Origin of the sequence: Paraburkholderia strydomiana, assembly GCF_046030495.1 — a bacterium.
Lineage (GTDB): Bacteria > Pseudomonadota > Gammaproteobacteria > Burkholderiales > Burkholderiaceae > Paraburkholderia > Paraburkholderia strydomiana_A.
The window spans coordinates 1-24,800 of record NZ_JAQQCJ010000018.1 but is presented as its reverse complement, the minus strand read 5'-3'; the positions used below and the strand labels follow the sequence as shown (position 1 = coordinate 24,800).

General features: G+C 60.7%; 25 protein-coding genes and 2 tRNA genes. 7 read left to right on the top strand and 20 right to left on the bottom strand.

Annotation, left to right across the window (positions count from 1 at the left end):
- Positions 1-15: 15 nt before the first annotated feature.
- The 3 genes from PQQ53_RS22940 to PQQ53_RS22930 all read right to left on the bottom strand — a co-directional run bounded on the left by PQQ53_RS22940 (position 16) and on the right by PQQ53_RS22930 (position 2,827).
- Positions 16-1,263 (bottom strand): ATP-grasp domain-containing protein, encoded by a 1,248-nt coding sequence (locus tag PQQ53_RS22940; RefSeq protein ID WP_408326333.1) that lies wholly within the window; start codon positions 1,261-1,263, stop codon positions 16-18.
- Between the two features lie 84 nt (positions 1,264-1,347).
- The gene (locus tag PQQ53_RS22935) at positions 1,348-1,545 is read right to left on the bottom strand and encodes a hypothetical protein (RefSeq protein ID WP_408145086.1); all 198 of its coding nucleotides are present in this window, start codon (positions 1,543-1,545) and stop codon (positions 1,348-1,350) included.
- Positions 1,546-1,897: 352 nt separating this feature from the next.
- Complete coding sequence (locus tag PQQ53_RS22930) at positions 1,898-2,827, bottom strand: LysR substrate-binding domain-containing protein (RefSeq protein ID WP_408326330.1); 930 nt, start codon at positions 2,825-2,827, stop codon at positions 1,898-1,900.
- A gap of 213 nt (positions 2,828-3,040) precedes the next feature.
- Here PQQ53_RS22930 and PQQ53_RS22925 point away from each other — a divergent pair, with 213 nt between their 5' ends.
- The 5 genes from PQQ53_RS22925 to PQQ53_RS22905 all read left to right on the top strand — a co-directional run bounded on the left by PQQ53_RS22925 (position 3,041) and on the right by PQQ53_RS22905 (position 7,674).
- Positions 3,041-3,955 carry an amino acid ABC transporter permease gene (locus tag PQQ53_RS22925; RefSeq protein ID WP_408326327.1) on the top strand — a complete coding sequence of 305 codons (915 nt, stop codon included), beginning with the start codon at positions 3,041-3,043 and terminating at the stop codon, positions 3,953-3,955.
- A gap of 26 nt (positions 3,956-3,981) precedes the next feature.
- Complete coding sequence (locus PQQ53_RS22920) at positions 3,982-4,755, top strand: amino acid ABC transporter ATP-binding protein (RefSeq protein WP_408326324.1); 774 nt, start codon at positions 3,982-3,984, stop codon at positions 4,753-4,755.
- Between the two features lie 49 nt (positions 4,756-4,804).
- On the top strand, positions 4,805-6,127 hold the full coding sequence (locus tag PQQ53_RS22915) for an LLM class flavin-dependent oxidoreductase (RefSeq protein ID WP_408145078.1): 1,323 nt from the start codon (positions 4,805-4,807) through the stop codon (positions 6,125-6,127).
- A 72-nt stretch (positions 6,128-6,199) separates the two neighbouring features.
- Positions 6,200-6,700 (top strand): flavin reductase family protein, encoded by a 501-nt coding sequence (locus PQQ53_RS22910; RefSeq protein WP_408326321.1) that lies wholly within the window; start codon positions 6,200-6,202, stop codon positions 6,698-6,700.
- 59 nt (positions 6,701-6,759) lie between these two features.
- On the top strand, positions 6,760-7,674 hold the full coding sequence (locus tag PQQ53_RS22905) for an ABC transporter substrate-binding protein (protein ID WP_408145074.1): 915 nt from the start codon (positions 6,760-6,762) through the stop codon (positions 7,672-7,674).
- A gap of 547 nt (positions 7,675-8,221) precedes the next feature.
- Here the strand turns inward: PQQ53_RS22905 and PQQ53_RS22900 are convergent.
- From PQQ53_RS22900 to PQQ53_RS22830, 15 genes are all read right to left on the bottom strand, one after another.
- Positions 8,222-8,298: transfer RNA gene (locus tag PQQ53_RS22900), tRNA-Pro, on the bottom strand.
- A gap of 63 nt (positions 8,299-8,361) precedes the next feature.
- On the bottom strand, positions 8,362-8,778 hold the full coding sequence (locus tag PQQ53_RS22895) for a MerR family transcriptional regulator (RefSeq protein ID WP_408326318.1): 417 nt from the start codon (positions 8,776-8,778) through the stop codon (positions 8,362-8,364).
- A 45-nt stretch (positions 8,779-8,823) separates the two neighbouring features.
- Positions 8,824-9,234: an integration host factor subunit alpha gene (locus PQQ53_RS22890; RefSeq protein WP_075301562.1), complete on the bottom strand. Its 411-nt coding sequence runs from the start codon at positions 9,232-9,234 to the stop codon at positions 8,824-8,826.
- A 69-nt stretch (positions 9,235-9,303) separates the two neighbouring features.
- Positions 9,304-11,739 carry a phenylalanine--tRNA ligase subunit beta gene (gene pheT / locus PQQ53_RS22885; RefSeq protein ID WP_408145044.1) on the bottom strand — a complete coding sequence of 812 codons (2,436 nt, stop codon included), beginning with the start codon at positions 11,737-11,739 and terminating at the stop codon, positions 9,304-9,306.
- Positions 11,740-11,901: 162 nt separating this feature from the next.
- Positions 11,902-12,915: a phenylalanine--tRNA ligase subunit alpha gene (gene pheS / locus PQQ53_RS22880; RefSeq protein WP_168663730.1), complete on the bottom strand. Its 1,014-nt coding sequence runs from the start codon at positions 12,913-12,915 to the stop codon at positions 11,902-11,904.
- 157 nt (positions 12,916-13,072) lie between these two features.
- Positions 13,073-13,432 carry a 50S ribosomal protein L20 gene (rplT, locus tag PQQ53_RS22875; RefSeq protein ID WP_006052502.1) on the bottom strand — a complete coding sequence of 120 codons (360 nt, stop codon included), beginning with the start codon at positions 13,430-13,432 and terminating at the stop codon, positions 13,073-13,075.
- 29 nt (positions 13,433-13,461) lie between these two features.
- On the bottom strand, positions 13,462-13,659 hold the full coding sequence (gene rpmI, locus PQQ53_RS22870; RefSeq protein WP_006052501.1) for a 50S ribosomal protein L35: 198 nt from the start codon (positions 13,657-13,659) through the stop codon (positions 13,462-13,464).
- Between the two features lie 261 nt (positions 13,660-13,920).
- Positions 13,921-14,445, bottom strand: a complete 525-nt coding sequence (infC, locus tag PQQ53_RS22865) for a translation initiation factor IF-3 (RefSeq protein WP_075643546.1) — start codon at positions 14,443-14,445, stop codon at positions 13,921-13,923.
- 50 nt (positions 14,446-14,495) lie between these two features.
- A complete protein-coding gene (gene thrS / locus PQQ53_RS22860) occupies positions 14,496-16,403 on the bottom strand; it encodes a threonine--tRNA ligase (protein ID WP_408157520.1) in 1,908 nt (635 codons plus the stop codon).
- 253 nt (positions 16,404-16,656) lie between these two features.
- Positions 16,657-16,733 (bottom strand) — tRNA-Val (locus PQQ53_RS22855).
- 151 nt (positions 16,734-16,884) lie between these two features.
- Positions 16,885-19,128 (bottom strand): RelA/SpoT family protein, encoded by a 2,244-nt coding sequence (locus PQQ53_RS22850; RefSeq protein WP_408145038.1) that lies wholly within the window; start codon positions 19,126-19,128, stop codon positions 16,885-16,887.
- A gap of 63 nt (positions 19,129-19,191) precedes the next feature.
- Positions 19,192-19,545, bottom strand: a complete 354-nt coding sequence (locus PQQ53_RS22845) for a RidA family protein (protein WP_408145036.1) — start codon at positions 19,543-19,545, stop codon at positions 19,192-19,194.
- A gap of 81 nt (positions 19,546-19,626) precedes the next feature.
- A complete protein-coding gene (locus PQQ53_RS22840; protein WP_408145034.1) occupies positions 19,627-20,541 on the bottom strand; it encodes an alpha/beta fold hydrolase in 915 nt (304 codons plus the stop codon).
- Positions 20,542-20,834: 293 nt separating this feature from the next.
- Positions 20,835-21,476 carry a CoA transferase subunit B gene (locus tag PQQ53_RS22835; protein ID WP_408157518.1) on the bottom strand — a complete coding sequence of 214 codons (642 nt, stop codon included), beginning with the start codon at positions 21,474-21,476 and terminating at the stop codon, positions 20,835-20,837.
- A gap of 2 nt (positions 21,477-21,478) precedes the next feature.
- The gene (locus PQQ53_RS22830) at positions 21,479-22,183 is read right to left on the bottom strand and encodes a CoA transferase subunit A (RefSeq protein WP_007181110.1); all 705 of its coding nucleotides are present in this window, start codon (positions 22,181-22,183) and stop codon (positions 21,479-21,481) included.
- Positions 22,184-22,442: 259 nt separating this feature from the next.
- Between PQQ53_RS22830 and PQQ53_RS22825 the strand changes: the two genes are divergently transcribed.
- Positions 22,443-22,988: a LuxR C-terminal-related transcriptional regulator gene (locus tag PQQ53_RS22825; protein WP_408326529.1), complete on the top strand. Its 546-nt coding sequence runs from the start codon at positions 22,443-22,445 to the stop codon at positions 22,986-22,988.
- A 135-nt stretch (positions 22,989-23,123) separates the two neighbouring features.
- Here PQQ53_RS22825 and PQQ53_RS22820 read toward each other — a convergent pair whose 3' ends face one another.
- The gene (locus PQQ53_RS22820; protein WP_408326314.1) at positions 23,124-23,555 is read right to left on the bottom strand and encodes an acyl-CoA thioesterase; all 432 of its coding nucleotides are present in this window, start codon (positions 23,553-23,555) and stop codon (positions 23,124-23,126) included.
- A 169-nt stretch (positions 23,556-23,724) separates the two neighbouring features.
- Positions 23,725-24,501, bottom strand: coding sequence for an SDR family oxidoreductase (locus PQQ53_RS22815; RefSeq protein ID WP_121315208.1), 777 nt, complete (start codon positions 24,499-24,501; stop codon positions 23,725-23,727).
- A gap of 188 nt (positions 24,502-24,689) precedes the next feature.
- Between PQQ53_RS22815 and PQQ53_RS22810 the strand changes: the two genes are divergently transcribed.
- Positions 24,690-24,800, top strand: a 111-nt coding sequence (locus tag PQQ53_RS22810) for an FAD-binding protein (protein ID WP_146124425.1), incomplete at its 3' end; no start/stop codon positions are given.

Genomic DNA, 24,800 nt, shown 5'->3' with positions numbered 1-24,800 from the left:
CTCCATGGCCAGAAGTTAGATTGAATCCGAGTTCGACGCCGCGCGGCGCAGCATGTCATGAAAGGCGTCAGCGACCCGCCGAATTTGAGGGGCCTTGTAAGGAAAGATGTCCGGGTCGTCCATGTCATGCACGACCATACCCGTCGCTATCTCGAATATGAGCAGTCGGCCATCGCTCGTTTCGGCGCAATCGAATCCTACGTAGTCGAGACCCGTCAATTTGGCGATGTTGTGAAATGCCTCGCGGTGACGTAACGCAAACTCGGCGTCAAAGCTCGCCATCAGGCGCGCTTCTTCGTCTCGCCGATCGGGATGGGCCAACATTTCCGTGTAAGGGTAGTGAACCATCCACTCTCTCGATATGCCCATATGGCACACGAATGGCTTCCCCTCGATTATCACGATCCGGTATTTCCGAAACAGGCCGTCGGCGCTACTGTAGTCGACGAAGGGCGCCATGTAATATTCCGTGGCATCCGACTCTGCCATGTAACGGCCGAGCTCCTGTTCGTCAGACACCTTTGCAAGTCCTTGTCCGGCGTGCGATCCTATCGGGCGGATGATGAATGGATAGTTTCCGTCCAGCACATCGGATAGCTTGAACGCACCCGCAGCCGCTTCATTGACCTGCTCGCGGGACAGGCGCACCGTGTGGGCCATACAGATACCGGGGGCAGCGCCCAGCAGAGCATAGGCGGAGTCGCGCATTGTCTTCGCAACATGCTCGGACCGGTTTAGTATGCGGCAGGCCGCCCCGCTGGTCAGCGACGTAATTTGGGCGAGAACCCCGGCGGTTTCATCTGACGCACATGCCGCCACGAAGATAACGTCGTGCTCGGGTAACTCGGCGTCCACCAGGGGTCGCGCATCGGCATACAGGACTTCTAACTGCAGGTCGGCGTTTTCAAGCAGACATTCAAGAGGCGTGTTCGCCATCAGATCGCCCGGCGCCTTGAGTACGAGCACCTTCAAGGGAGACTGTGTCGTCTGGGCGCTTTTTAGCCGATAACGCCTGGTGATTTGAAACGCTTGCTGCTGGACCGCGAGAGCAGCCGCCTTCTGGTATTTCAATTGGAGCACGAGCGACAAGTCTAGTAGAGCGTATGGGTCGTCATGGCGCTTTACGTGCTCAAGCAGCAATTCGCCCAGCGGCGTCAGATCGTTTCCAGCGGTCGCTGCGCGGAGCAACGTAGCCAGTCCGAGTGGCTGATGCATCCATGGATGGCCGGCATCACCCGTTGCTTGAGTTCGAACAGTATTCATGGATCGCGCATTTCAGTGGAGTGAAAACCCCCGGCCGCAAAAGAATCCGTTTGCCGGTGTTGGTTTAGATGAAGTCCGTCCAGGTCATTGACGGTGACCGTGAGTCGAGACGCGGGCACCCGCCGGCGTCTCGCCGATGTAACCGACCTCTTCGTCGAACCATCTTTGTGGCATCCGCTCGCCCGTCGTTGCTTCACGCTCCGGGGGAACGGCGGCGGCACTCGACTTGTTGACCACGAGGCACAACCTGGCCGAACCGGCGCGTCGGTTTTCAAATGACATGCATCTCTTCCTTCGATATGAACAGCAGGTGTTTGTAATCCGCAACGTGTCTGGCAAGCTGCTTTGATTCCATTGTGCAACTCATGATACGAGCCAGAAGCTGAGCCGAAACGAGGGAACAGAGGGGCGATTGGGCCTCTATTCAGAGGCTTTTGAGCAAGCTCATCGAAGGCCATAACATAGGCCATTGAAAGCAGGATTCCAGTAAGAGACGTCGAAATCGGCAGCCTGAGCTTCAGCAATCCGGCGCTGAGCGACTAATCAGCCTCGCTTATCGGCGTTCGCGTATTTGCGTTCCTGCGCAGAATCTGTAAGCCCATCGTCCTGTTGACGAGGGGCCATGGCTTTTTTGTCAGGTCGGCCAGCGCTTCGACGCCCGCGGTGTTTTCTTTGCCTGGTTGAATTCGAGCAGCAGCATGTCGCGAAACCCCTTTGCCGCCGTAGACAACGGACGAGCGGTCGACGTAATCAGATACGCGCGATAGTCGATGCGCGGCTTGAACGCGGCGATGTGATAGCCGAGATGCGCGAACTCGAGCGCCGACTCGCGGATCACGAGCCCGACGCCCAGACCATGCGCCACCATATGGCAGACCGTCGATGCCCACGGGGTCTCCGCACGAATGCGTCGCTCGACGCCGCTCGAATCGAACACCGCATCGATCGACGTGCGCGCCTTCACCTTGGCTGCCATCGAAATGAAGTCTTCGCCGGACAGATCGGTCGGCTGCAACACAGGTCGTCCAGTCAGGCGGTGCCCTTTGGGCAGAATGCAGACGATCTCCGAACTGGTGATTTCCTCGCTGCGCAAACCCTCGCGATCCGATGCGCGCAGCGCGATGCCGAGATCGATGGTCTGCCGCGACACGGCTTCGATCACGTTATCGGTCGACATCGGCTCCAGCGACGTCAGCAGTTCCTCACGCCCCGCGACATAGCGTGTGATGCGCTCAGTGATCCAGCCCTCGGCGAATGCGGGGAATACGCCGACGCGCAAATAGCCGCGCCGCGTGGTGCCGATTTCTCTCGCCACTTCGTTCAGATAATCGAGGCCGCGATATACCTGCGTGACTTCGGCGAAGAAAATTTCCGCTTCTGGCGTCGGCACCAGCTTGCCTCTGCGCCGCTCGAAAGCGACGAAACCGGCCTCCTGCTCGAAGCGCTCGATCATCCGGCTCACGGCCGGTTGCGATACGTTAAGGCGCTGTCCGGCGGCGGTAATCGAGCCGTGCGTCATCACCGCGACGAACACTTCCATCTGCTTGGCATTGAGCCTGGCCACGAGCCTGTCTCCCCGATTATTGGCGCAACGCGGTGGTGTTGAAAGCCACCGTGCAGCAATCTTAGGGCATTACATAGAGTACGATCAAACGAACAAAATTGTACTGGATGTAATAGTTTTGCCTGCCTATAGTCGCTTCATCGACGCATTGCGCGCCTTTCAAAACGACTGCTTCACGAGGACAGGCCAGTGGACATTGAAGCTCGAGAAGACATGCAGGACCCCGCTGCGTTTTTCGCGGAGACGCCGCTCGCCCGCCGGCAAAATGGCGCAGTGTGCAGGGCCGGCGTTCAGCAGCCTGCGGGCTTGCGCATTCACGCGCGTCCGAAGAGATCCGACTGGTTCTGGTACGCCATGCTGCTTGTCGTCGTCATACTGTTCGTCGAACTGGTCGTCGACAACCCGCGCTGGCAATGGGACATCGTCGCCCATTACCTGTTCAACAAGCGCGTGATGAAGGGACTAGGGAATACGCTGATCCTGACCGCGTTGTCAAGCGCGCTTGGCCTGTGTTTTGGGGTCGTGATCGCCGCCTGCCGGATGGCGGACAACGCAGTGCTGCGCGCCGCCGGTTACGTGTACATCTGGATCATCCGCGCGACGCCGCCGCTTGCGATGCTGCTGTTCCTGTTCTTCCTGTCGGCGCTAATCCCGCGGCTCTATCTGCCGCTGCCGTTCCTTCACGCGAATCTGTTCGACATCGACACCAACCAGATCATCTCGCGCTTCAGCGCGGCCGTGATCGGTCTTGCGATGTACCTCGGCGGCTATAGCGCGGAAATTTTTCGCGGCGGCGTCTCGGCCGTCGATCGCGGCCAGCGCGAAGCCTGCAAGGCGATCGGCATGAGCGATTTCCGCACGATGTGGCATGTAGTCATGCCGCAAGCGGTGCGCATCATCATTCCGCCGCTCGCCAACGAGCTGATCACGATGTTCAAGAACACGTCGCTCGTCACGGTCATCGGATATGTCGAACTCCTGACAACCGTGCAACTGATCTACGCGACCAACTTCGAAACGATTCCGCTGCTGACCGTCGCCTGCATCTGGTATCTGGCGCTGACGAGTCTCGCAATGGCGGCGCAGAGTCTGCTGGAACGTCACTTCAGGAAAGGGGTGCGGACGTGAACGGGATCCTCAAGGACACATCGGCAATGAACGACACGACACGCGTCCTGGACATGCGCGCCGTCACGAAGCAGTTTGGCGACTTCACCGCGCTGGATGCCGTGGACTTCTCGCTGTCCAAAGGCGAAGTCGTCGCGATGATCGGGCCGTCCGGTTCGGGCAAGAGCACACTGCTACGCTGCATCAATATGCTCGAGTTGATCGACGCAGGCAGCATCACCTTCAAAGGCGAAGTGCTCGGCACGGAAATGCGCGGTACGCGCTGCGTACGCCTGCCGAAGAAAGCGCTCGACCAGCAACGCCGTTACTTCGGCATGGTCTTTCAGGGTTTCCATCTATTCCCGCACTATTCGGCACTCGACAACGTGCTGGCCGGCCCGTGCATCGTCGGGCGCAAGCGCAAGCGCGACGTGATGGAGCGCGGCAAGTATCTGCTCTCGCGCGTTGGACTCGCGGACCGAATGCACCACTACCCGGCCGAACTGTCCGGCGGACAGAAGCAGCGCGTCGCGATTGCACGCGCACTCGCGATGGAACCCGAGGTGATGCTGTTCGACGAGCCGACCAGTGCGCTCGATCCGGAACTCGTCAACGAAGTGCTCAACGTGATCAAGGAACTGGCGCTCGCGGGCACCACGATGATCGTCGTCACGCACGAGATGGAATTCGCGCGCAAGGTGGCGAGCCGCGTGGTGTTGATGGACGCCGGCCGCATCGTCGATGAGGGAACACCGGCTTACATCTTCGACGGCGGTGGAACCGAACGCTGCAAACGCTTTCTTTCGAGCCTGCGCACCTAGCGCATGACGGTTAATCGGTGTTTTGGAAACTTCGATCGGGATTGTAAAAATGACTGCTACAGACGGAAAGATCAGAATTGGCCTGTCGATGCGCTATCTGGGTTATCACATGGCCGCATGGCGGCATCCGGATGTGCCGACTGCAGGCGCCATCGATTTCAACTATTTCCTTCGTACTGCAAAGAAAGCCGAAGAGGCAAAACTCGACATGATTTTTTTTGCCGACGGAATCGGCATCCGTGCAAACGATACGCCTAAAGGATCGCTCGCCCGCGACGCAAAGAATGCCGAACTCGAACCACTGACCTTGCTGGCGGCGATCGGCGCGTGCACGTCGCATATCGGCCTCGTCGCGACGGCTTCGACGACGTACAACGAGCCTTTCCATATCGCACGTAAGTATGCGTCGATCGACCATATCAGCGGCGGTCGCGCGGGCTGGAACGTCGTCACGTCGTGGTCGCAGCAGGAAGCGTGGAATTTCAGCCGCGACGAGCATCTCGGCTATGAAGAGCGTTATGAGCGCGCGGACGAGTTTGTCGAAGTGGTCAGGAAGCTGTGGGATAGCTGGGAAGACGACGCGTTTATCCGTGACAAGGTGAGCGGTGTCTTTTATGACGAGGCCAAGCTGCACGTGCCGGATCACAAGGGCAAGCACTTCAAGGTGCGCGGCCCGCTGAACTCCGCCCGCACGCCGCAAGGCCGTCCAATCATCGTGCAAGCCGGTGCCGCCGAAGCCGGACGCGAGCTTGCCGCACGCTATGCCGATGTCGTTTATAGCAATGCAAGCGGCATGGAAGGCGCTAAGGCCTATTACGACGATCTCAAAGGCCGCCTTGCGAAATACGGCCGCAGGCCGGATCAACTTTTGATCATGCCCGGCGTCACACTGTATGTCGGCAAGACGCGCGGCGAAGCGCAGGACAAGTTTGATCAACTGCAAAACCTGATCGATCCGCTTAGCGGACTGGCCATTCTGTACGGCGTGCTCGGCGATCTGTCCGAATACGATCTCGACGGCCCGGTGCCCGATGTCGGCAATCAGCGTGTGCGCAGTATCGCGGAGAATCTGCTGGCGCTGGCGCACAGGGAAAACCTGACGATCCGCCAGATGTACAAGCGCGTGGCCTCGGGCAATAACTGGCAGATCGTCGGTACCGCGGAAGACATCGTCGACGAAATGGAAAAGTGGTTCCGGGCCGGCGCCGCCGATGGCTTCAATATCTGCCCGGCGACGCTGCCCCAAGGTATCGACGACCTGACGCAATACATCCTTCCCGAGTTGCGCAAGCGCGGACTGTTCCGCACCGAGTACGAGGCGAGCACGCTGAGGGGCAATCTCGGACTGCAGCCCCTGCACTTTGGCGACTAGATTTCAGCGACTAAAAGAGTATCGTGCACCGCTTGCCAACGAGCGGTGCCTTTCTGACGCGAGGCGTTTCACATGAGCACCGACACGACCGACCAAGATTTCCGCAATGCGATGGCGCGCTTCACCAATGGCGTCACGGTCATCACGACCGCTACGAACGGCACGCCGTTCGGCCTGATCGCGACATCGGTGTGCAGTCTTTCAGCCGATCCGCCGACGGTGCTCGTCTGCGTGAACCGAAGCGCGAGCGCACACGACGTGATCCTGGGCGCGAAGATATTTGCCGTTAATCTGCTGTCCGCCGATCAGAAGAACGTCGCGCAACGCTTTGCCAGCGAGAAAGGGCCGTCCCGTTTCGATCCGGCGCAATGGACAGCGGGCAAGAGTGGCGCGCCGTTGCTGACCGGCAGTATCGTCTCTCTCGATTGCAAAGTCATCGCGACGCACAACGGGTATTCGCATACGATCTTTATCGGCGAGATCACCGATTCATCAACGCACGACGATCCGTCCGCGCACTGTCTGTTGTGGCATCAGCGTCATTTCGCGGCCGCGGCGATGCAAGCGCGATGAGCGTCACAGCAGAACATACGCTTTAGTCCGGTCAACCCTATTCGAATCATCCCCACATCATGACCAAGCCCGTCCGTTTCACCCGGATCGTTGCGCGACTCACCGTTGTCGCCGTGCTCTGTCTGAGCGTTGCACCGTGCGTCGTGTCACCGGCTTACGCCGAAGACGCGGCGAATCTTGACGCGATCACCGCCAACCCCGCGCTTTTCGCGCTCGTGCCGGAGTTCTATCGTCAGAAGCAACCGATCACGGTTGCGGTCAATCCGGAGATCGCGCCCGTCAAGTTCATCGACGAAGACGGCGATGTGGCGGGTTTCGCGCCCGATCTGATCTCTGCCGCAGCTAAAGTGCTGGGGCTGAAAATCAAGTTTGTGCAGGCATCGTTCGATTCGTTGATTCCGGGCCTCGCGGCGAACCGCTTCGATGTGCTGCTGTCGCTTGGCGATTTTCCCTCGCGCCATAGCAAAGTGACGTTCATCGACTACTTAAACGTCGGCCAGACGATCGTCGCCTCGCCTAAGCGACAGATGACGCTCAAGTCGCTCGATGATCTATGTGGGATGCAGATCGCGCTGCCGCGCGGCACGGCGCCGATGCAACGGGCCAATGAAGTGAGCAACAAATGCGTAGCGGACGGTAAGAAAGCGATCTCGATCGCCACCTATCCGGACACCAACATGACACTGATGTCGCTGACCAACGAAGCAAGCCAGGCCGTGTGGGTCGACTCGCCCGCTGCGAACTACAACATCAAGAAGTTTCCAGACAAGTACCAGGCGGTGTATTACTACGACCTCTCGTCGTACGGAATCGGCTTTGGCGTCGACGAGAACGGCAAGCGGCTCGCTCATGCGTTCCAGCAAGCCCTGATCAAGCTGCAGAAGCAAGGGTTCTATCAAAGTGTGATGCAGAAGTGGGGGCTGTCGGCGAAGGACGGACGCCCCACCTTCCCCGTCAACGATCCGCAGATGTGAAGGCCCAGGCGGGAAGCGAGCCAACCTACGGCCTTTGTTTCTTCCTGCTCTGCGTCGCCACCCAGGCACGCGCGTGCTCTTGACATGCCTTGACTGACGTCTACCGGTCGCAAGGCAAGTACGGGAGAATCAATGTAGGACCGTCATCCGTTGGTCGCAGGTTCGAATCCCTCACGGTACCAAACATCAAACAGAAAGCCGGTCATCGCGACCGGTTCTTTGCATTTCTGGTGGGTGTCCGGTGTATTCCGGTTGAGGACCGTAAGGCCAAGTCGATCGCCCCATGCACTTGCCTCAGGGGGCAGCGATGCGGTGCTCCGTTCCGCCCCCTTGACGCTTTGTTCACCATCCCCGAATAGCGCGTAAATTGTGTGCGACCAAGCGAAACGCCACAACCTGAGTACGGATTCGGGCACCGTCTCGCCCCGTGGAAAATTCCGCTTTGTTCCCGCGAGAGCCGTCCGTTTTGTGGGGGCAAACGTGGGGGCAAATTCCAACCCAAACGAAAAAGGCCTCACAAGCATTGCTTGTAAGGCCTTGATTTCTTTGGTCGGGGCGAGAGGATTTGAACCTCCGACCACCTGCACCCCATGCAGGTACGCTACCAGGCTGCGCTACGCCCCGAACAGCACAAAATTATAACAGACACTTCATTCGATTAGAACCGCTTCGTACGAACAAAGTGACCTAATGCTTCAACAAATCGATCACGTGCAGCAATTCCTTGCGCAACTGTTCGACGTCCACCGCGGCTGTCGCAACCGCAGGCGCCTGTGCGGCGACTGCGCCCTCGCCTTCCTCGACCGATTCAGGCGGCGCACCATGCGCGCCGCCGCCGTGCGAATCGAGCCGGTTGCGCGCGCCGTTGATCGTGAAGCCCTGCTCGTACAACAACTCACGAATCCGCCGGATCAACAGCACCTCATGATGCTGATAGTAGCGACGATTGCCGCGCCGCTTGACCGGCCTCAACTGCGTGAACTCCTGCTCCCAGTAACGCAACACATGCGGTTTCACACCGCATAGTTCGCTGACCTCACCGATCGTGAAGTAGCGCTTCGCCGGAATCGGAGGCAAGACGACTTTTTCGACCGTCGCTGTCATCGTCAGTTAGCCGTCGTAGTGGTTGCGCATGAGCGCGCGAGTCAATCAGCGCGCGAAGCTCGCTTCAGCGCCGTTCTCAACCAGCGCCTTCAGCTTTTGACTTGCATGGAACGTCACAACGCGACGCGCGGCGATTGGAATCGCCTCGCCGGTCTTCGGGTTTCTGCCGGGACGCTGGGGCTTGTCACGCAACTGAAAGTTGCCGAACCCCGACAGCTTCACACTGTCGCCACTCTCCAGCGCATCGCGAATCACCTCGAAGAACGCTTCGACCATGTCTTTCGCTTCCCGCTTGTTGAGCCCGACATTGTCGAACAGCAACTCGGCAAGCTCCGCCTTGGTGAGCGTCGGCGTTTCAGTCGAAACGACGGCGGGTGATGTCGGAATATCGCGAATCATGGCGCTGCGTTGCGCCGTAAGAAGGGCTTCGAAATCACTCGAGTTCATTTCATTCATATCTATCAAATGGCGCGCCAAGCAAAAGACAAAGGATGCGGAAACAGCCGTGCAATTGTTAAATGCGGGTTATCCGCGCAACCGTGCGCCATATACTCGAGCCAGACGTTCCACCAGAGTTTGAATGGCCAGATCGACCGTTTCATCCTGAAGGGTTCCGCCAGTATCTTGCAAGGTCACACGGAACGCAAGGCTTTTCTCGTGAGCGGCCAAGCCACCGGAAGTGTTTGATTTTGGACGAAATTCGTCGAAAAGCGCAACCTTCTGAACGCTCTTGCAAGCGGGTTCGGACTGGGCTTTCTGGAGCTCGTCGAGCAGCGCCTGGACCTCGATTTTTTGATCGACGACCACCGCGATATCGCGACGCACCGGCGGGAATTTAGATACTTCCGCGGGAGTCGGCAATACGCGCTGCATTAATGCTTCCGCTTCGATTTCAAACAGAATCGGCGCATGCGGCAAATCGTATTTCTGCATCCAGCGCGGATGCAATTCGCCGATCCAACCCACTGCGCGGCCATTTACTTCGACACGCGCGCTGCGTCCCGGATGCAAAGCCGGATGCTCCGCTTTCACGAAACGCGCCACCGCCGGCGCCATCAGCGCTTCCAGATCGCCCTTCATGTCGAAGTAATCCACCGTGCGCGTCGGCGCGCCCCACTGCTCGTCGAGCGCGGCACCGTACGCGAGTGCGCCGATCATCTTCGGTTGCGCGAAACCTTCGACCGTCAGCTCACCCGCCTTGATCGACGGATCGTGCAGGAACACACGGCCGGCTTCGAACACGCGCACGCGATCCGCCGCGCGGCGATTCAGGTTCGTGCGCAGCACGTTGATGAGGCTGCCGAACAGCGTCGTGCGCATCACCGATAACTGGCTCGCGATCGGATTAAGCAGACGAACCGGCTTGTCGTTGCCGGCGAAGTCCTGCTCCCACTCGGCGTCAACGAAACTGAAGTTCACCGTTTCAGCGTAATCGCGCGCGGCGAGCGCGTGACGGATCACGTGGATCGAGCGCTGCGTTTCGTTGGTCGGGAGCATTTCGCTGGTCGCGACCGGCGGGCGTGCCGGAATCTTTTCGAAGCCGTAGATGCGCGCGACTTCTTCGATCAGGTCTTCTTCGATTTCGATATCGAAGCGGTACGACGGCGGCATCACCGCGAAGGTATCGCCGTCGCGCTCGAACGAGAGGCCGAGGCGCGTGAAAATCTGCGCGATTTCTTCCGCGTCGATCTGCACGCCGATGATGCGGTTTGCACGCGACACACGCATTTTCACGGGCTCGCGCTTCGGCACGTTGACGATCTGGTCGTCGACCGGCCCAGCCTCGCCGCCGCAGATGTCGAGGATCAGTTGCGTGATGCGCTCGATATGATCGACCGTGGTCGCATAGTCGACGCCGCGCTCGAAACGATGGCCCGCATCGGTCGAGAAGTTGTATTTGCGCGAGCGGCCGCGAATGCTATCGGGCCACCAGAACGCGGCCTCGAGATAGATGTTGGTGGTGTCGAGCGTAACGGCCGTGCTGTCGCCGCCCATGATGCCCGCGAGACTTTCGATGTGCTGCTCGTCGGCGATCACGCCAACGGTTTCATCGAGTTCGACGGTGTTGCCGTTCAGCAGTTTGAGCGTTTCGCCCTTGCGGCCCCAACGCACGTCCATGCCGCCGTGGATCTTGTCGAGATCGAACACGTGCGACGGACGGCCCAGTTCGAGCATCACATAGTTCGAGATGTCGACGAGCGCGGAGATGCTGCGCTGGCCCGAACGCTCGAGGCGCTCGACCATCCAGTGCGGCGACTTCGCGCGCGCGTTCACGCCGCGAATCACGCGGCCGGAGAAACGGCCGCACAGATCGGGCGCGGAGATTTTGACCGGCAACGTTTCGTTGAGCTTGACGTCGACCGGCTTGATGTCCAACGGGCGCAACGGCGCGCCGGTGATTGCCGACGTCTCGCGTGCCACGCCGAACACCGACAGGCAGTCCGCCTTGTTCGGCGTCAGCTTGATCTCGAAAACGGTGTCGTCGAGGTTCAGCGTTTCGCGGATGTCCTGGCCGATCGGCGTCGCTTCCGGCAGGATCATCAGGCCGCTATGATCTTCCGAAAGTTTCAGCTCACGTGCGGAGCACAGCATGCCTTCGCTTTGCACGCCGCGCAGCTTCGAGAGCTTGATCGCAAACGGCGCGCCGCCCTCTTCAGCCGGCGGCAGTTGCGCACCCACCAGCGCAACCGGCACCTTGATGCCCGGCGCCACGTTCGGCGCACCGCACACGATGTTCAGCGTCGCGCCGGTGCCGGCGTCGACCTGACACACGTTGAGCTTGTCCGCGTCCGGGTGCTTGACGACTTCCAGCACCTGGCCGACGACGATCTTCGAGGTCGGCGGCGCGGCCGGCCGCAGGTCTTCGACTTCGAGACCGGCCATCGTCAACGCGTGCGACAGTTCGTCGGTCGTCAGTTGCGGATCGACAAAGGTTCTCAGCCAGGATTCCGGGAATTGCATGGTTCTGTGTACGTTCTGATCAGGTTAGGTCCACGTCCGGCAGGGGCTTCGCGTGACTCGGGATTCGTACCCGTTTCACTCGCAACGCCCCGCCGGGGACGCTGGCGGCATGCACGAGGTGCGATGCCGCGCTCTATGCTTGTCGCGTTCGTACGCGCCGGTTCAGGCGAATTGACGCAGGAAACGCAGGTCGTTTTCGAAGAACAGACGCAGGTCTTGCACGCCGTAACGCAACATCGTGAGCCGCTCGAGGCCGCTGCCGAAAGCAAAGCCGATGTAGCGCTCCGGGTCGAGGCCCATGTTGCGGATCACCGTGGGATGAACCTGGCCCGAGCCCGAAATTTCGAGCCACTTGCCGGCGTTCTTGCCCGTTTCGAACAGCATGTCGATTTCGGCCGACGGTTCGGTGAACGGAAAATACGACGGACGGAAGCGCACGAGAATGTCGTCACGCTCGAAAAATTTCTTCAGGAAGTCGGTGTAGACGCCCTTCAGGTCCGCGAAGCTGATGTTCTCGTCGATCCACAGGCCTTCGACCTGGTTGAACATCGGCGAATGCGTCGCGTCGCTGTCCACGCGATACGTACGGCCCGGCACGATGACCTTGATCGGCGGTGTGTTGGTGCGCGCGTAGCGCACCTGCATCGGGCTCGTATGCGTGCGCAACAGCAGCTGGCGACCGTCGGCGTCTTTGCCGTCGACGTAGAAAGTGTCCTGCATCGAACGCGCCGGATGGTTTTCCGGGCTGTTCAGCGAGGTGAAGTTGTACCAGTCGGTTTCGATCTCGGGGCCGTCGGCCACGTCGAATCCGATCGTACGGAAAATCTGTTCAACGCGCTCCCATGTGCGCATCACCGGGTGCAGGCTGCCTGCAGCGGTGCCGCGGCCGGGCAGCGTGACGTCGATGGCTTCAGCGGCGAGGCGCTGATTCAGCAGCGCGTCGGCCAGCGCCTGACGGCGGGCCGTCAACGCGGCTTCCACTTGCTGCTTGACGAGGTTGATCCGTGCGCCTTCGGTCTTGCGCGTTTCGGGATCGAGTTTGCCAAGGCCCTTCAACAGCTCGGTCAGCGCACCCGATTTGCCGAGAAAGCGCGCTTTCTCGTTCTCGAGGGTGGTGACGTCGGAGGCTTCTGCGAAGGCTTTTTGCGCGTCGGCGACAATCTGGTCCAGATCCATTGATCCCATCATTTCAACGTCAGTGTTCAATCGAAGCAAACTGGTTCTACCAACAAAAACGGGGCTCGGTGAGGAGCCCCGTTTTTGCTGCAACGTCACCGAGACTACCGGATATTCGCTGCAACGAACCACGCAGTGTTAATTGCCAGAAGCGCAATCAGGCTGCAACGGCGGCTTTCACCTGCTGAACGATCGCAGCAAAAGCAGCCTTGTCGAACACAGCCATGTCGGCCAGCACCTTGCGGTCGAGTTCGATCGAAGCCTTCTTCAGGCCGTTGATGAACACGCTGTACGTCATGTCGTGCTGACGCACCGCCGCGTTGATACGCGTGATCCACAATGCACGGAACACACGCTTCTTGTTGCGGCGATCGCGGTAGGCGTATTGGCCTGCGCGCATGACCGCCTGCTTGGCGATGCGATAGACGTTATTGCGACGGCCGCGGTAACCCTTGGCCAGCTTGATGATCTTCTTGTGGCGGGCCCGTGCGGTAACCCCACGTTTTACTCGAGGCATGTCTTGCTCCTATGAGTGTCGGTTAAGGGTTAAGCGAACGGCAACATTGCGCGCACGGAGTTCAGATCGGAATCATGAACTGCCGTCGAACCGCGCAAATGGCGTTTGTTCTTGGTGGTCTTCTTGGTAAGAATGTGGCGCTTGAAGGCCTGACCGCGCTTGACGGTACCGCCCGGACGCACCACGAAGCGCTTTGCAGCACTCTTCTTGGTCTTCATCTTCGGCATGACAACTCCATTATTAGATGGATATGGGTGTGCGGTCGGCCAGATGGCCATCACCCGCCCTTCGAAACCCATTCCACTTGGTATGCAGACCGCCAACACCGCTGGCGGCCGCTTTTCAGGAATCGGCGCGCACTTGCATGCACGCCGCTCCGAAACCTGCCGACACCGCGCCGGACACCCGGCACCGCATCGTTTCAAACTTCAATTCAAACTTATAGCCACCGGAGCACGCACCACGTGGCGCGCCGCCACTCCAGCCACTTACTTCTTTTTCTTCGGAGCGAGCACCATGATCATCTGGCGCCCTTCCATTTTCGGCATCTGCTCGACCTGACCGACTTCGTCGAGGTCCGTGCGCAGGCGCTCGAGCATGCGCATACCGATTTCCTGGTGAGCCATTTCGCGGCCACGGAAACGTAACGTGATTTTCGTCTTGTCGCCGTCATCGAGGAAGCGGATGAGGTTGCGCAGCTTGACGTTGTAATCGCCGTCGTCGGTGCCCGGACGGAATTTGACTTCCTTGACCTGGACGACCTTCTGCTTGAGCTTGGCCTCGTGTTGTTTCTTCGCTTCCGAGTACTTGAACTTGCCGTAGTCCATCAAGCGGCAAACCGGCGGAACCGCTTGCGGCGCGATTTCGACCAGATCCACGTCTTGCTGTTCCGACATGCGGAACGCATCAGCGAGTTTCACGATGCCGAGCGGTTCGTTCTCGACGCCGACCAGACGCACCTCGGGTGCCGTAATTTCACCGTTGATGCGGTGCGCAGACTTATCAGTAGCGATGTTACGTTTCCTCTAAAAATTAAAAAAAACGAGCCGGCCTACCAAGTGGCTCAATTGAACGACTGCACGTCCTGGCGCAGACGCTCAATGAAGGCATCGAGGGGCATCACGCCCAGATCGACACCACCACGGGCACGCACGGCTACCGTTTGGGCTTCACGCTCTTTGTCGCCGACCACGAGCAGGTACGGGACCTTTTCCAGCGTGTGCTCGCGTATTTTATAGCTAATCTTCTCGTTGCGCAAATCGGCCTCAACTCTAACCCCTTGTTTTTGCAACGATTGGGCTAGCGACTGCGCATATTCGGTCTGATTTTCCGCGATATTCATCACGACAACCTGCATCGGCGCGAGCCATGAAGGCATTGCACCGGCATGGTGCTCGATCAGAATCCCGAGAAAACGCTCCATCGATCCGACGATTGCCCGGTGCAGCATGATCGGGCGGCGGCGGCTGTTGTCTTCTGCGACGTATTCGGCACCGAGGCGCTCCGGCAGCACCATATCGAGTTGCAACGTGCCACATTGCCACGAGCGGCCGAGCGCGTCCTTGATGTGGTACTCGACCTTCGGGCCGTAGAACGCGCCCTCGCCCGGCAACTCCTCCCACGTCACGCCGCAGGCCGTCAGCGCCTCGCGCAGGCCCTGCTCCGCGCGATCCCACGTTTCGTCCGTGCCAGCGCGCGCGTCCGGGCGCAGCGACAGCTTGATCTCGACGTTGTCGAAACCGAAATCCTTGTAGACGCTCATCGCGAGCGTGTTGAACGCGATCGATTCGCTGATGAACTGGTCTTCGGTACAGAAAATGTGAGCGTCGTCCTGCACGAAACCACGCACACGCATCAAGCCATGCAACGCGCCCGACGATTCGTTGCGATGGCACGAACCGAACTCCGCGTAGCGCAGCGGCAGATCGCGATACGAGCGCAACCCGTGGTTGAACACCTGCACGTGACCCGGGCAATTCATCGGCTTGATCGCGTAGTCGCGCTTTTCCGATTCCGTCGTGAACATGTTTTCACGATAGTTCTGCCAGTGGCCCGACGCTTCCCACAGCGAACGGTCCATGATCATAGGCGTCTTGATTTCGAGGTATCCGGCGTCGTTCACGCGACGGCGCATGTATTGCTCGACCTGCTGCCACAGCGTCCAGCCACGCGGATGCCAGAACACCATGCCCGGCGACTCGTCTTGCATGTGGAACAGATCGAGCTGCTTGCCGAGCTTGCGGTGATCGCGCTTCTCCGCCTCTTCGAGCATGTGCAGATACGCTTCCTGGTCTTCCTTTTTGGTCCAGGCCGTACCGTAGATGCGCTGCAATTGTTCGTTCTTCGAATCGCCGCGCCAGTAGGCGCCCGCGACCTTCATCAGCTTGAAGACTTTCAGCTTGCCCGTGGACGGCACGTGCGGGCCTCGACACAGATCGGTGAAGCTGCCGTGCGAGTACAGCTTGATCTCGTCGGTCGACGGAATCGATTCGATGATCTCAGCCTTGTACTTCTCGCCAATGCTCTTGAAGTAGTCGACCGCCTCATCACGCGATACGACGCGGCGCGAGACCGGCTCGTCTTTCTTCGCGAGTTCCTGCATGCGCTTTTCGATCTTTTCGAGATCTTCCGGCGTGAAGGGACGGTTGTACGCGAAGTCGTAGTAGAAACCGTTGTCGATGACCGGGCCGATCGTAACCTGCGCTTCCGGATACAGATCCTTCACTGCATACGCGAGCAAGTGCGCCGCCGAGTGACGAATGATATCGAGACCGTCTGCGTCTTTTTCAGTGACGATGGCGAGCGCCACGTCGCGATCGATCAGCGCGGAGGTATCAACCAGTTCACCGTCGATCTTGCCGCCGAGCGCAGCCTTAGCGAGGCCGGGGCCGATCGAGGCGGCCACTTCGGCGACGGTCACCGGATGCTCGTACTGTCGAACAGAACCGTCAGGCAGACGTATCGAAACCATTGCGTTCTCCGTGGTGCCGACCGGCGGCGGCACATACATCAAGGTCAAAAAGCCAAAAAAAATGCGGCCCCGCTTTCGAGGGGCCGCATTCACATTTCCTGCAAACTACATTGGCGAAAGTGGTCCTCGACTAGCGTCGCTCCGAAGTGCTTTCGGTCAACGTTCGCGGTGTCATAACCGTATTCGCCTTTTGCGCCACAAGCGCTTGCTGCAGTTCGCGAAACCCCGGCAAAACCGGAATTTCTCTTTTCGTTGGTAGGCTCGATTGGACTCGAACCAACGACCCCCACCATGTCAAGGTGGTGCTCTAACCAGCTGAGCTACGAGCCTGAAGAAACGAGATTATATGGAGCCCCACACCGCTTGGCAAGTACTTTTCTGCACCGGCTTTAAATTTCTACCCATGTGCGCAAGTGCGTCCTGCGAATGCACGGCAGATAGATGCGCGGCAGAAGCTTCCACGCGCCATCTTACGCACGCGTCAGTTCTTGCGTGATGCGCGCACCACGCCCGTCACCTCGCCGAGCAGCGTGCACGCGCGCTGGATCTGCGAGGCGCTCGACACTTCGACGGTGAATTGCATGAACGCGGCATTGCGGCGCGTTTGCGTCTTCACGCCGATCACATTCATCTTTTCACGCGCGAACACTTCGGAAATATCACGCAGCAAACCCTGCCGGTCCGTCGCTTCGATCGAGAGGTCGACAGGATATACGGATTGGCCACGGCCGCTCATCACATCCGCCGACCACGCGGTCTGCAACACACGCTCCGGCGCGCGCTCGGCCATCCGCCGGAACGTCGGGCAATCGCTGCGGTGAATCGACATGCCCTTGCCACGCGTGACGAAACCGCAGATGTCGTCGGGCGGTGCCGGCCGGCAGCAGCGCGCAAGCTGCGTGAGCAACGCATCGACACCGACCACCAGCACCCCCGTGGACGCTCCGCGCGCGACGCTCGCCCCGCTGCTGCGCTTCTCGAATTGCTCCGGCGCCTCGACTACGGGCTCCGGCGGCGGCGCGTCGTGCAGCGCCTGCTCGACGAGCCGCAGACTGAACTCCTCCTTGCCGACCACGGAGAACAGATCGTCGGTGGCTTTGAAGCCGAGCTTGGCGGCCAGCTGATCGAGATTGACCGACGTCTTGCCCTCGCGCTGCAAGGTCTTTTCGACCATTGCACGGCCGCTCGCGATGTGCTCCTGCAGCTCGACCGCGTTGAACCACGCCCGCACTTTCTGCCGCGCGCGCGGACTGTGCAGATAGCCGAGTTGCGGGTTGAGCCAGTCGCGCGAGGGACCGCCCTCCTTCACCGCGACGATCTCGACCGTCTGCCCGTTCTGCAACTGCGTATTGAGCGGCACCATCGCGCCGTCGACGCGTGCGCCGCGGCAGCGATGCCCCAGCTCGCTATGCAGGTGATACGCGAAATCGACGGGCGTTGCGCCGTGCGGCAGCGGAATCACCCGCGCCTGCGGCGTCAGCACGTAGATATGGTCGTCGTCGAGCGTGGCCTGGCGCAGTTGCTCCCACGGCTGCGCCGCGCGCTGCTCGCCGTGCTCGCCCTCGGTGACTTCATCCTTCCACGCAAGCAGTTGCCGCAGCCACGCAATCTTCTCGTCGTACTTCTCGTTGGCGGCGAACTGCCCGCCATAACCACGCGTGCCGGCCTCCTTGTAGCGCCAGTGCGCGGCCACGCCGTACTCGGCGAACTGATGCATTTCCTGCGTACGGATCTGCACTTCGAACGCACGGCCGTCATCGCCGATCACCACCGTGTGCAGCGATTTGTAGCCGTTCGGTTTGGGCCGCGAGATGTAGTCGTCGAATTCTTTCGGCACCGGCTGCCACAGGTTGTGCACGATACCGAGCACGGTGTAGCAATCCTTGATGTCCGGCACGATCACGCGAAACGCGCGCACGTCGTAGAGTTCGGCGAAGTCGAGTTCCTTGCCGCGCATCTTGCGCCAGATGCTGTAGATGTGTTTCGGCCGGCCGCTGACTTCCGCGCGAATCTGCGCCGCGGCCAGCTCCTCCTGCAGGCGTTCGATCGCCTGCGCGACATAGCTCTCGCGCTCGACGCGCTTCTCGTCGAGCAGCTTCGCGATGCGCTTGTATGTATCCGGCTCTTCGAAACGAAACGCGAGGTCCTCGAGTTCCCACTTCAGCTGCCAGATGCCCAGACGGTTGGCGAGCGGCGCATAGATATCGAGCGTCTCGCGTGCCACGTCCGGTGAAGGCGTGACTTTCGCCGCCGCGTAATACCGCAGCGATTGCAAACGTGACGCCAGACGGATCAGCACCACGCGAATGTCCTGCGCGAACGCGAGCAGCATCTTGCGCAGCGCCTCGACCTGCACGCGGCGCGCGGCCTGTGCATCGCGCCCGACTTCGGGTATCGCATGCTGCGCGGCGCGCAAGCTCACCGTGCCAAGGCGCAGCAGCTTGCGCACGTCGCCGACCAGTTGCGCGACTTCTTCGCCGAATTTGTCGGTGATCACGCGCTCCGGGTCCTGCAGATGCGGCGTCAACGCAAACAGCGCCGCCGCCAGTACCGCCGGCGGATCGACATTGAGCTTGCGCATGATCGACGCGGTCCCCGCCGCGTGATCCGCCAGCGATTCCCCCGACGACAGCCGCACCTCGCCCGCATGCTCGCGCACGAACGCCATCGCTTCGTCGAAAGAAGGAATGGGCTGAGGCGTGCTCGTAACGATTTCGGTATTCATGGTGCGACGGCCCGCCGGGCCAGACGAATCAAGGGAATTTCAACAACGGTGACCGCGCGAGGCCTAGCTGCGCTGCGCCGCGACCACGACGATTTCGACGAGGCACTTCGGGTTGGCGAGTTTGGCCTCGACGGTGGCGCGCGGCGGCGTGTCGCCTTGCGCGACCCACTCGTCCCACACCGCGTTCATGCCGGCGAAATGCACCATGTCCGAGATGTAGATCTGCACCGACAGCAGATGCGACTTGTCGCTGTTCACTTCACCCAGCAGGCGGTCGATGTGCCCGAGCACTTCGCGCGTCTGCCCCGTGATGTCCTGATCCGTGTCTTCGGCGATCTGGCCTGCGAGGTACACGGTGCCGTTGTGCACGGCGGTTTCCGAGAGGCGCTTGCCGACGTGATGACGAATGACTGCCATGAAAAATCCTGAGATGGGTTGAAAGTTGATCCGAATGCGCTCCGCATTGCGCCCATCGAAGACGCCGCGCGAAACCGTCTATTATGACGCGTCGAGCGCCGGGCCGATAAAGAACCGTCTTGCGAGTTCGATCTGATCGGCCGCGAGAAAGGCAGGTGCATGCCCGACGCCGGCGATCTCCGCGCTCGACACGGCACGTCCGGCCGCGACCATCTTCGTAACGGTTTCACGCGACAGCAGATCGGAATGCTCGCCCCGCACTACCAGCACCGGCCCCTGGAACGACGCAAGCGAATGCCAGAGTGCGGCCTCGCCGAGTTTCGTCGCTTCCTCGGTGGTCGCGGCAAACGGCTGCGCGATGCGCGGGTCATAACGGAACAGCCACGCGCCGTCCTGTTCGCGCAGCAGCGGCGTGTTGATTTCACGCCATTCGTCCGGCGTGAGCGGGCCGAAAGTTTGCGCAAGCAACGCGGCGTGGTCGATGCCCTGTTGCAGCGTCTCGAAGCGCGCAGGCTTGCCGAGGTAGTCGCCGATACGTTGCACGGCGCCCGGCTCCAGATGCGGGCCGACATCGTTCAGCAGCAGTTTGCGAATTGGCGTTTCCGGCAAACCGGCCAGCCCAAGCCCGATCAAACCACCCATCGACGTGCCGAACCAGTCGACCGTTTCGACGTTCAGGCGCGCGATCAGCGTGACCATGTCGGCGACGTATTGCGGAATGCCATATAAGTTGGGGTTCGCTAGCCACGACGACAAGCCCCGCCCCACCACATCCGGACACACCACACGATAGGTTCCGGCGAATTGCGCCGCGACGCGGTCGAAGTCGCGCCCGGAGCGCGTCAGGCCATGCACGCACAGCAGCACGCGCGGATTGTCCGGGTCGCCCCATTCGGTGTAGGCGACGCGGTGCAAACCTGCAGCGCTCGCGCACTGCACGTAACGTTGGCGCGGCGCGGGCTGCCCGGCGGCGGAAGCGGAGGTCGGTGCGGTCATCTGGGTTCCTTGCGAAAGCGCTGCGGATTAGCTCGGGCACAGCAGGGACAGACAGGCGTTCAATCTTCAAACGATTGTAAACCGCTTTGCCGCGCGGCAAGGATCGACCGGAAGACATAGGACAGGCTCGGCACGCGCAGTCGGCACAAGCTCGGCACACGCATTGCCCAGGCCCACGACGCGCGGCACAAAAACAGAACGGGCGAGACTCGCGTCTCGCCCGTTTGGGAAACCGTGTGGTTGCCGCCCCGCCGCTCAAAACTCCGATGGCCGGCCGGCGAGCCGCATCGGCCTCAGCTCACCGCGCTCACGTCGAGCGGTGCGCCGGTCTTCGCCTTGATTTCGTCGACGCTCACGCCCGGCGCCAGTTCGGTCACTTTCAGACCGGCATCCGTCACCTCGATCACGCCGAGGTCGGTGATGATCTCATCGACGACGCCTACGCCGGTCAGCGGCAACGTACATTCGTCGAGAATCTTGTGCTGGTCGCCCTTCGCGACGTGCTCCATCAGCACCACCACGCGCTTGACGCCTGCGACCAGATCCATCGCGCCGCCCATGCCCTTGATCATCTTGCCCGGAATCATCCAGTTGGCCAGATCGCCCTTCTTGCTGATCTGCATCGCGCCCAGAATCGCCAGGTTGATGTGGCCGCCGCGAATCATCGCGAACGAATCCGCCGACGAGAAAATCGACGAGCCCGGCAACGTGGTCACCGTCTGCTTGCCCGCGTTGATCAGATCGGCATCGACTTCCTCTTCGGTCGGCGACGGGCCGATGCCGAGCAGGCCGTTTTCCGACTGCAGCCACACTTCCACGCCCGCCGGCACGTGGTTCGCCACCAGCGTCGGCAGACCGATGCCGAGGTTCACGTAGAAACCGTCCTGCAATTCCTTCGCCGCGCGCGCGGCCATTTCGTCACGAGTCCATGCCATGATCAGTCTCCTTTCGCGCGGACGACGCGTTGTTCGATGCGTTTTTCCGGATGCGCATTCAGCACGATGCGCTGCACGAAGATGCCAGGCGTGTGGATCGCGTCCGGATCGAGTTCGCCCACTTCGACGATCTCTTCCACTTCCGCGACGGTGATCTTGCCGGCCATCGCGCACATCGGATTGAAGTTGCGCGCGGTGCGGCGGTAGATCAGATTGCCCGACTTGTCGGCCTTCCATGCCTTGACGAGCGCGACGTCGGCGGTCAGCGAATGTTCGAGCACGTAATGGTTCTCGCCGAACTGGCGGGTTTCCTTGCCCTCGGCGATCAGCGTGCCGTAGCCGGTGTTGGTGAAAAACGCCGGAATGCCCGAGCCGCCCGCGCGCAGCTTCTCGGCGAGCGTGCCTTGCGGCGTGAATTCAAGCTCGAGTTCGCCGGCCAGATACTGGCGTTCGAACTCCTTGTTCTCGCCGACGTATGACGAAATCATCTTCTTGACCTGGCGCGTTTCGAGCAGCAGGCCGAGGCCGAACCCGTCGACGCCCGCGTTGTTGCTGATGCAGGTGATGCCCTGCACGTTCGAATCGCGCAGCGCGCCGATCAATGCCTCCGGAATGCCGCACAGGCCGAAACCGCCGACGGCGAACGTCTGCCCGTCCTTGACGATGTCTTTCAGCGCCTCGGCGGCGCCTGGATAGACCTTGTTCATCAGTATGTCCCTTCCTCTTATGGAAATCCGCAGCCGGAAAAGCCGGCCTCCGGATCGTTGCGGCCGGTATGACGTTCTGCGGGTCGAACCCGACACGTCATTCTAGTCATCCCCAGCGAGCTGTGCGTCCAGGTTACCCTGGACTTCGCACGGTGCCCGCCGCGGACAGCCTGGCCGCGTTGTGATGTGCTCGAAAGAGTACGCTGCGCATGCCATACGGCACAATACGCAAAACTACATAAGTATTTGCCGCCAACCCATGCCCGCCCTGGATTACCGAACCGCATTCCACCTCGCCCCGATCGGACTCGTGCTGTCGCGCGAGCGAATTATCGAAGACTGCAATGACGAGCTCGCATCGATTTTCGGCTGCAGCCGCGAGTCGCTGCTCGGCCAGTCGTTCCAGGTGCTGTATCCGTCGGCGGAGGAATTCGAGCGGATCGGCGCACGCATTCCGCCGATCATGACCGCGCAGGGCAGCTATGCGGACGACCGCATCATGAAACGCGCCAACGGCGAATTGTTCTGGTGCCACGTGACGGGCCGCGCGCTGCAGCGCGCCGACCCGCACGCGGCAGGCGTCTGGACCTTCGAGGATTTGAGCGCGACGCGGCGCGTGGCGGTGGAACTGACGCCGCGCGAACGCGAAATCGCCGCGCAACTGGTGACGGGCAAGACCAGCAAGCAGATCGGCCGGGTGCTGGAGATCAGCCCGCGCACGGTGGACGTCTACCGGGCGCGGCTGATGCGCAAATACGATACGGGGAATGCAACCGAGCTGTTGCAGCGGCTGCTTGGGAATTGAAGGACGGGCGTGAAAATGTGCGACTGATTCGCGTCTTCGCACTCGCGCGGTGAAACTGCGGCACTGGCCGGTCGGCTAACGAACTCCACCGGAGGATGAACGACATGTCCGGCAGCGTTCAGTCCACTGCACCCATCAAGCCGCCCTGACCAGCGCGGCACGCTCGATGGTCGCGCGCAGCAGATCGGGCACCGGCACCGACTTGCCCGCCGCGTAATCGATCCAGACGCAGCGCGCGGCGCCACGCGCATACACGGTGTGCGGGTCGTCGGCACGCACCAGCTCGAAGCCGGTGTCGAAGCTGCTGCGCCCAGGGGTTGCCACCGACATCCGGCCGATCACGTCGCCGGGATAGTGCAGTTGCTTGAGAAACTCCATCGACGCATTGACGATCACCGGCCCCTGCCCATTGCTATCACCGCCGATGAACCCCAGTTGCTCGAACCAGGAAATCCGCACCTGCTCCATGTAGCGGAAATAGACCGTGTTGTTCACATGGCCGAACGCGTCCATGTCGCCCCAACGGATCGGCATCGACATCTCAAAAACTGCGTGAAAATCGCTCATCGTACTTCCGTTCTTCTTACTGCCTGACAGGATTGAAACCCACTCGACACATGGGCTGACCGGCGTGTAGCCGGCCCGCCCATGCGCTGCAAGATAACGCGGGCGCTCCTGCAACGGAAGCCCCGCACGCGTAAAACACTTTCTGCGAACCAGCGTCAATCCGGCCCGCTCACGCGAGCCCGAAGCCGTCGTCGGCGGCGATGATCGAGCCGTTGATGAACTGCGATTCGTCAGCCGCCAGCAACAGCAGCAGCCCGTCCAGATCGTCCGGCTTGCCGACGCGATGGCGCGGCAGCATCGACACCAGCTTCTGCCCCTGCTCCGTCGACCAGTGATGATGGTTGATCTCGGTGTCGATATAACCCGGGCAGATCGCGTTGACGTTGATGCCGTGCTTGCCCCACTCCAGCGCCATCGCCTTCGTCATATGAACGACGGCCGCCTTGCTCATCGAATACAGGCCGATCTGCGGCAACACGCGCAGGCCCGCCATCGATGCGATATTGATGATCCGGTATGACGGCTTCTGCGCATTGTTGCCGCGCATGATCATGCGCTTGGCGACTTCCTGCGCGACGAAGAAGGCGCCGCGCGTATTCGTGTCGAACACATATTCGAAGTCGGCCGGCGTAACCTCGGTGAGCTTCTGCGTGGTCGACACGCCCGAGTTGTTGACCAGAATATCGATCGTGCCCGCCTCGGTCTCCGCGTGCGCCACCGCCGCCTTGATGCTCTGATAATCAGTCACGTCGAGCGACACGACATGTGCCGCACCGCCCGACGCCTCGATCTCCGCGCGCAGTTCCTTCAGCCGCTCGGTGCGCCGGCTTGCCAGCACGACCTTGGCGCCCGCCTGCGACAACACCTGAGCAAAGCGCTTCCCCAACCCGCTCGAAGCACCGGTAACCAGCGCGACCTTGCCTTCCAGATTGATCGAACGGCCCATTGACGTTCCTTGTTCGGTTGTAACGACAGATACGGTTGACAGGTGCGGTAGGACCGTCGCTGCGGGTCGATACCGTAACATACAAATAGAACGATCGTGCTAATCTATGCTCCTCCGGTTGCAGTGCGGGGATCGATCGCCCACAATACGAACCCGAAAAAAGCATTCTAACGGTAAGAGGAGCATCAATGACCCCCGCAAGTCTCATTGAGCAGTACGGCCCACGCGAGTCGATGGAATACGACGTCGTGATCGTCGGCGGCGGCCCGGCTGGCCTGTCCGCGGCGATCCGCCTGAAG

What these genes read in the sequence shown, in the direction of transcription:
- PQQ53_RS22835 (WP_408157518.1), bottom strand. Translation starts at nt 21,476, where the DNA reads ATGGCATGGACTCGTGACGAAATGGCCGCGCGCGCGGCGAAGGAATTG.
- PQQ53_RS22830 (WP_007181110.1), bottom strand. Translation starts at nt 22,183, where the DNA reads ATGAACAAGGTCTATCCAGGCGCCGCCGAGGCGCTGAAAGACATCGTC.
- PQQ53_RS22820 (WP_408326314.1), bottom strand. Translation starts at nt 23,555, where the DNA reads ATGAGCGATTTTCACGCAGTTTTTGAGATGTCGATGCCGATCCGTTGG.
- PQQ53_RS22845 (WP_408145036.1), bottom strand. Translation starts at nt 19,545, where the DNA reads ATGGCAGTCATTCGTCATCACGTCGGCAAGCGCCTCTCGGAAACCGCC.
- PQQ53_RS22920 (WP_408326324.1), top strand. Translation starts at nt 3,982, where the DNA reads ATGAACGACACGACACGCGTCCTGGACATGCGCGCCGTCACGAAGCAG.
- PQQ53_RS22825 (WP_408326529.1), top strand. Translation starts at nt 22,443, where the DNA reads ATGCCCGCCCTGGATTACCGAACCGCATTCCACCTCGCCCCGATCGGA.
- PQQ53_RS22910 (WP_408326321.1), top strand. Translation starts at nt 6,200, where the DNA reads ATGAGCACCGACACGACCGACCAAGATTTCCGCAATGCGATGGCGCGC.
- PQQ53_RS22905 (WP_408145074.1), top strand. Translation starts at nt 6,760, where the DNA reads ATGACCAAGCCCGTCCGTTTCACCCGGATCGTTGCGCGACTCACCGTT.
- thrS (WP_408157520.1), bottom strand. Translation starts at nt 16,403, where the DNA reads ATGGTTTCGATACGTCTGCCTGACGGTTCTGTTCGACAGTACGAGCAT.
- PQQ53_RS22890 (WP_075301562.1), bottom strand. Translation starts at nt 9,234, where the DNA reads ATGAATGAAATGAACTCGAGTGATTTCGAAGCCCTTCTTACGGCGCAA.
- PQQ53_RS22840 (WP_408145034.1), bottom strand. Translation starts at nt 20,541, where the DNA reads ATGACCGCACCGACCTCCGCTTCCGCCGCCGGGCAGCCCGCGCCGCGC.
- rpmI (WP_006052501.1), bottom strand. Translation starts at nt 13,659, where the DNA reads ATGCCGAAGATGAAGACCAAGAAGAGTGCTGCAAAGCGCTTCGTGGTG.
- PQQ53_RS22940 (WP_408326333.1), bottom strand. Translation starts at nt 1,263, where the DNA reads ATGAATACTGTTCGAACTCAAGCAACGGGTGATGCCGGCCATCCATGG.
- PQQ53_RS22925 (WP_408326327.1), top strand. Translation starts at nt 3,041, where the DNA reads ATGCAGGACCCCGCTGCGTTTTTCGCGGAGACGCCGCTCGCCCGCCGG.
- PQQ53_RS22850 (WP_408145038.1), bottom strand. Translation starts at nt 19,128, where the DNA reads ATGAATACCGAAATCGTTACGAGCACGCCTCAGCCCATTCCTTCTTTC.
- PQQ53_RS22915 (WP_408145078.1), top strand. Translation starts at nt 4,805, where the DNA reads ATGACTGCTACAGACGGAAAGATCAGAATTGGCCTGTCGATGCGCTAT.
- PQQ53_RS22895 (WP_408326318.1), bottom strand. Translation starts at nt 8,778, where the DNA reads ATGACAGCGACGGTCGAAAAAGTCGTCTTGCCTCCGATTCCGGCGAAG.
- pheS (WP_168663730.1), bottom strand. Translation starts at nt 12,915, where the DNA reads ATGGATCTGGACCAGATTGTCGCCGACGCGCAAAAAGCCTTCGCAGAA.
- rplT (WP_006052502.1), bottom strand. Translation starts at nt 13,432, where the DNA reads ATGCCTCGAGTAAAACGTGGGGTTACCGCACGGGCCCGCCACAAGAAG.
- PQQ53_RS22935 (WP_408145086.1), bottom strand. Translation starts at nt 1,545, where the DNA reads ATGTCATTTGAAAACCGACGCGCCGGTTCGGCCAGGTTGTGCCTCGTG.
- PQQ53_RS22815 (WP_121315208.1), bottom strand. Translation starts at nt 24,501, where the DNA reads ATGGGCCGTTCGATCAATCTGGAAGGCAAGGTCGCGCTGGTTACCGGT.
- pheT (WP_408145044.1), bottom strand. Translation starts at nt 11,739, where the DNA reads ATGCAATTCCCGGAATCCTGGCTGAGAACCTTTGTCGATCCGCAACTG.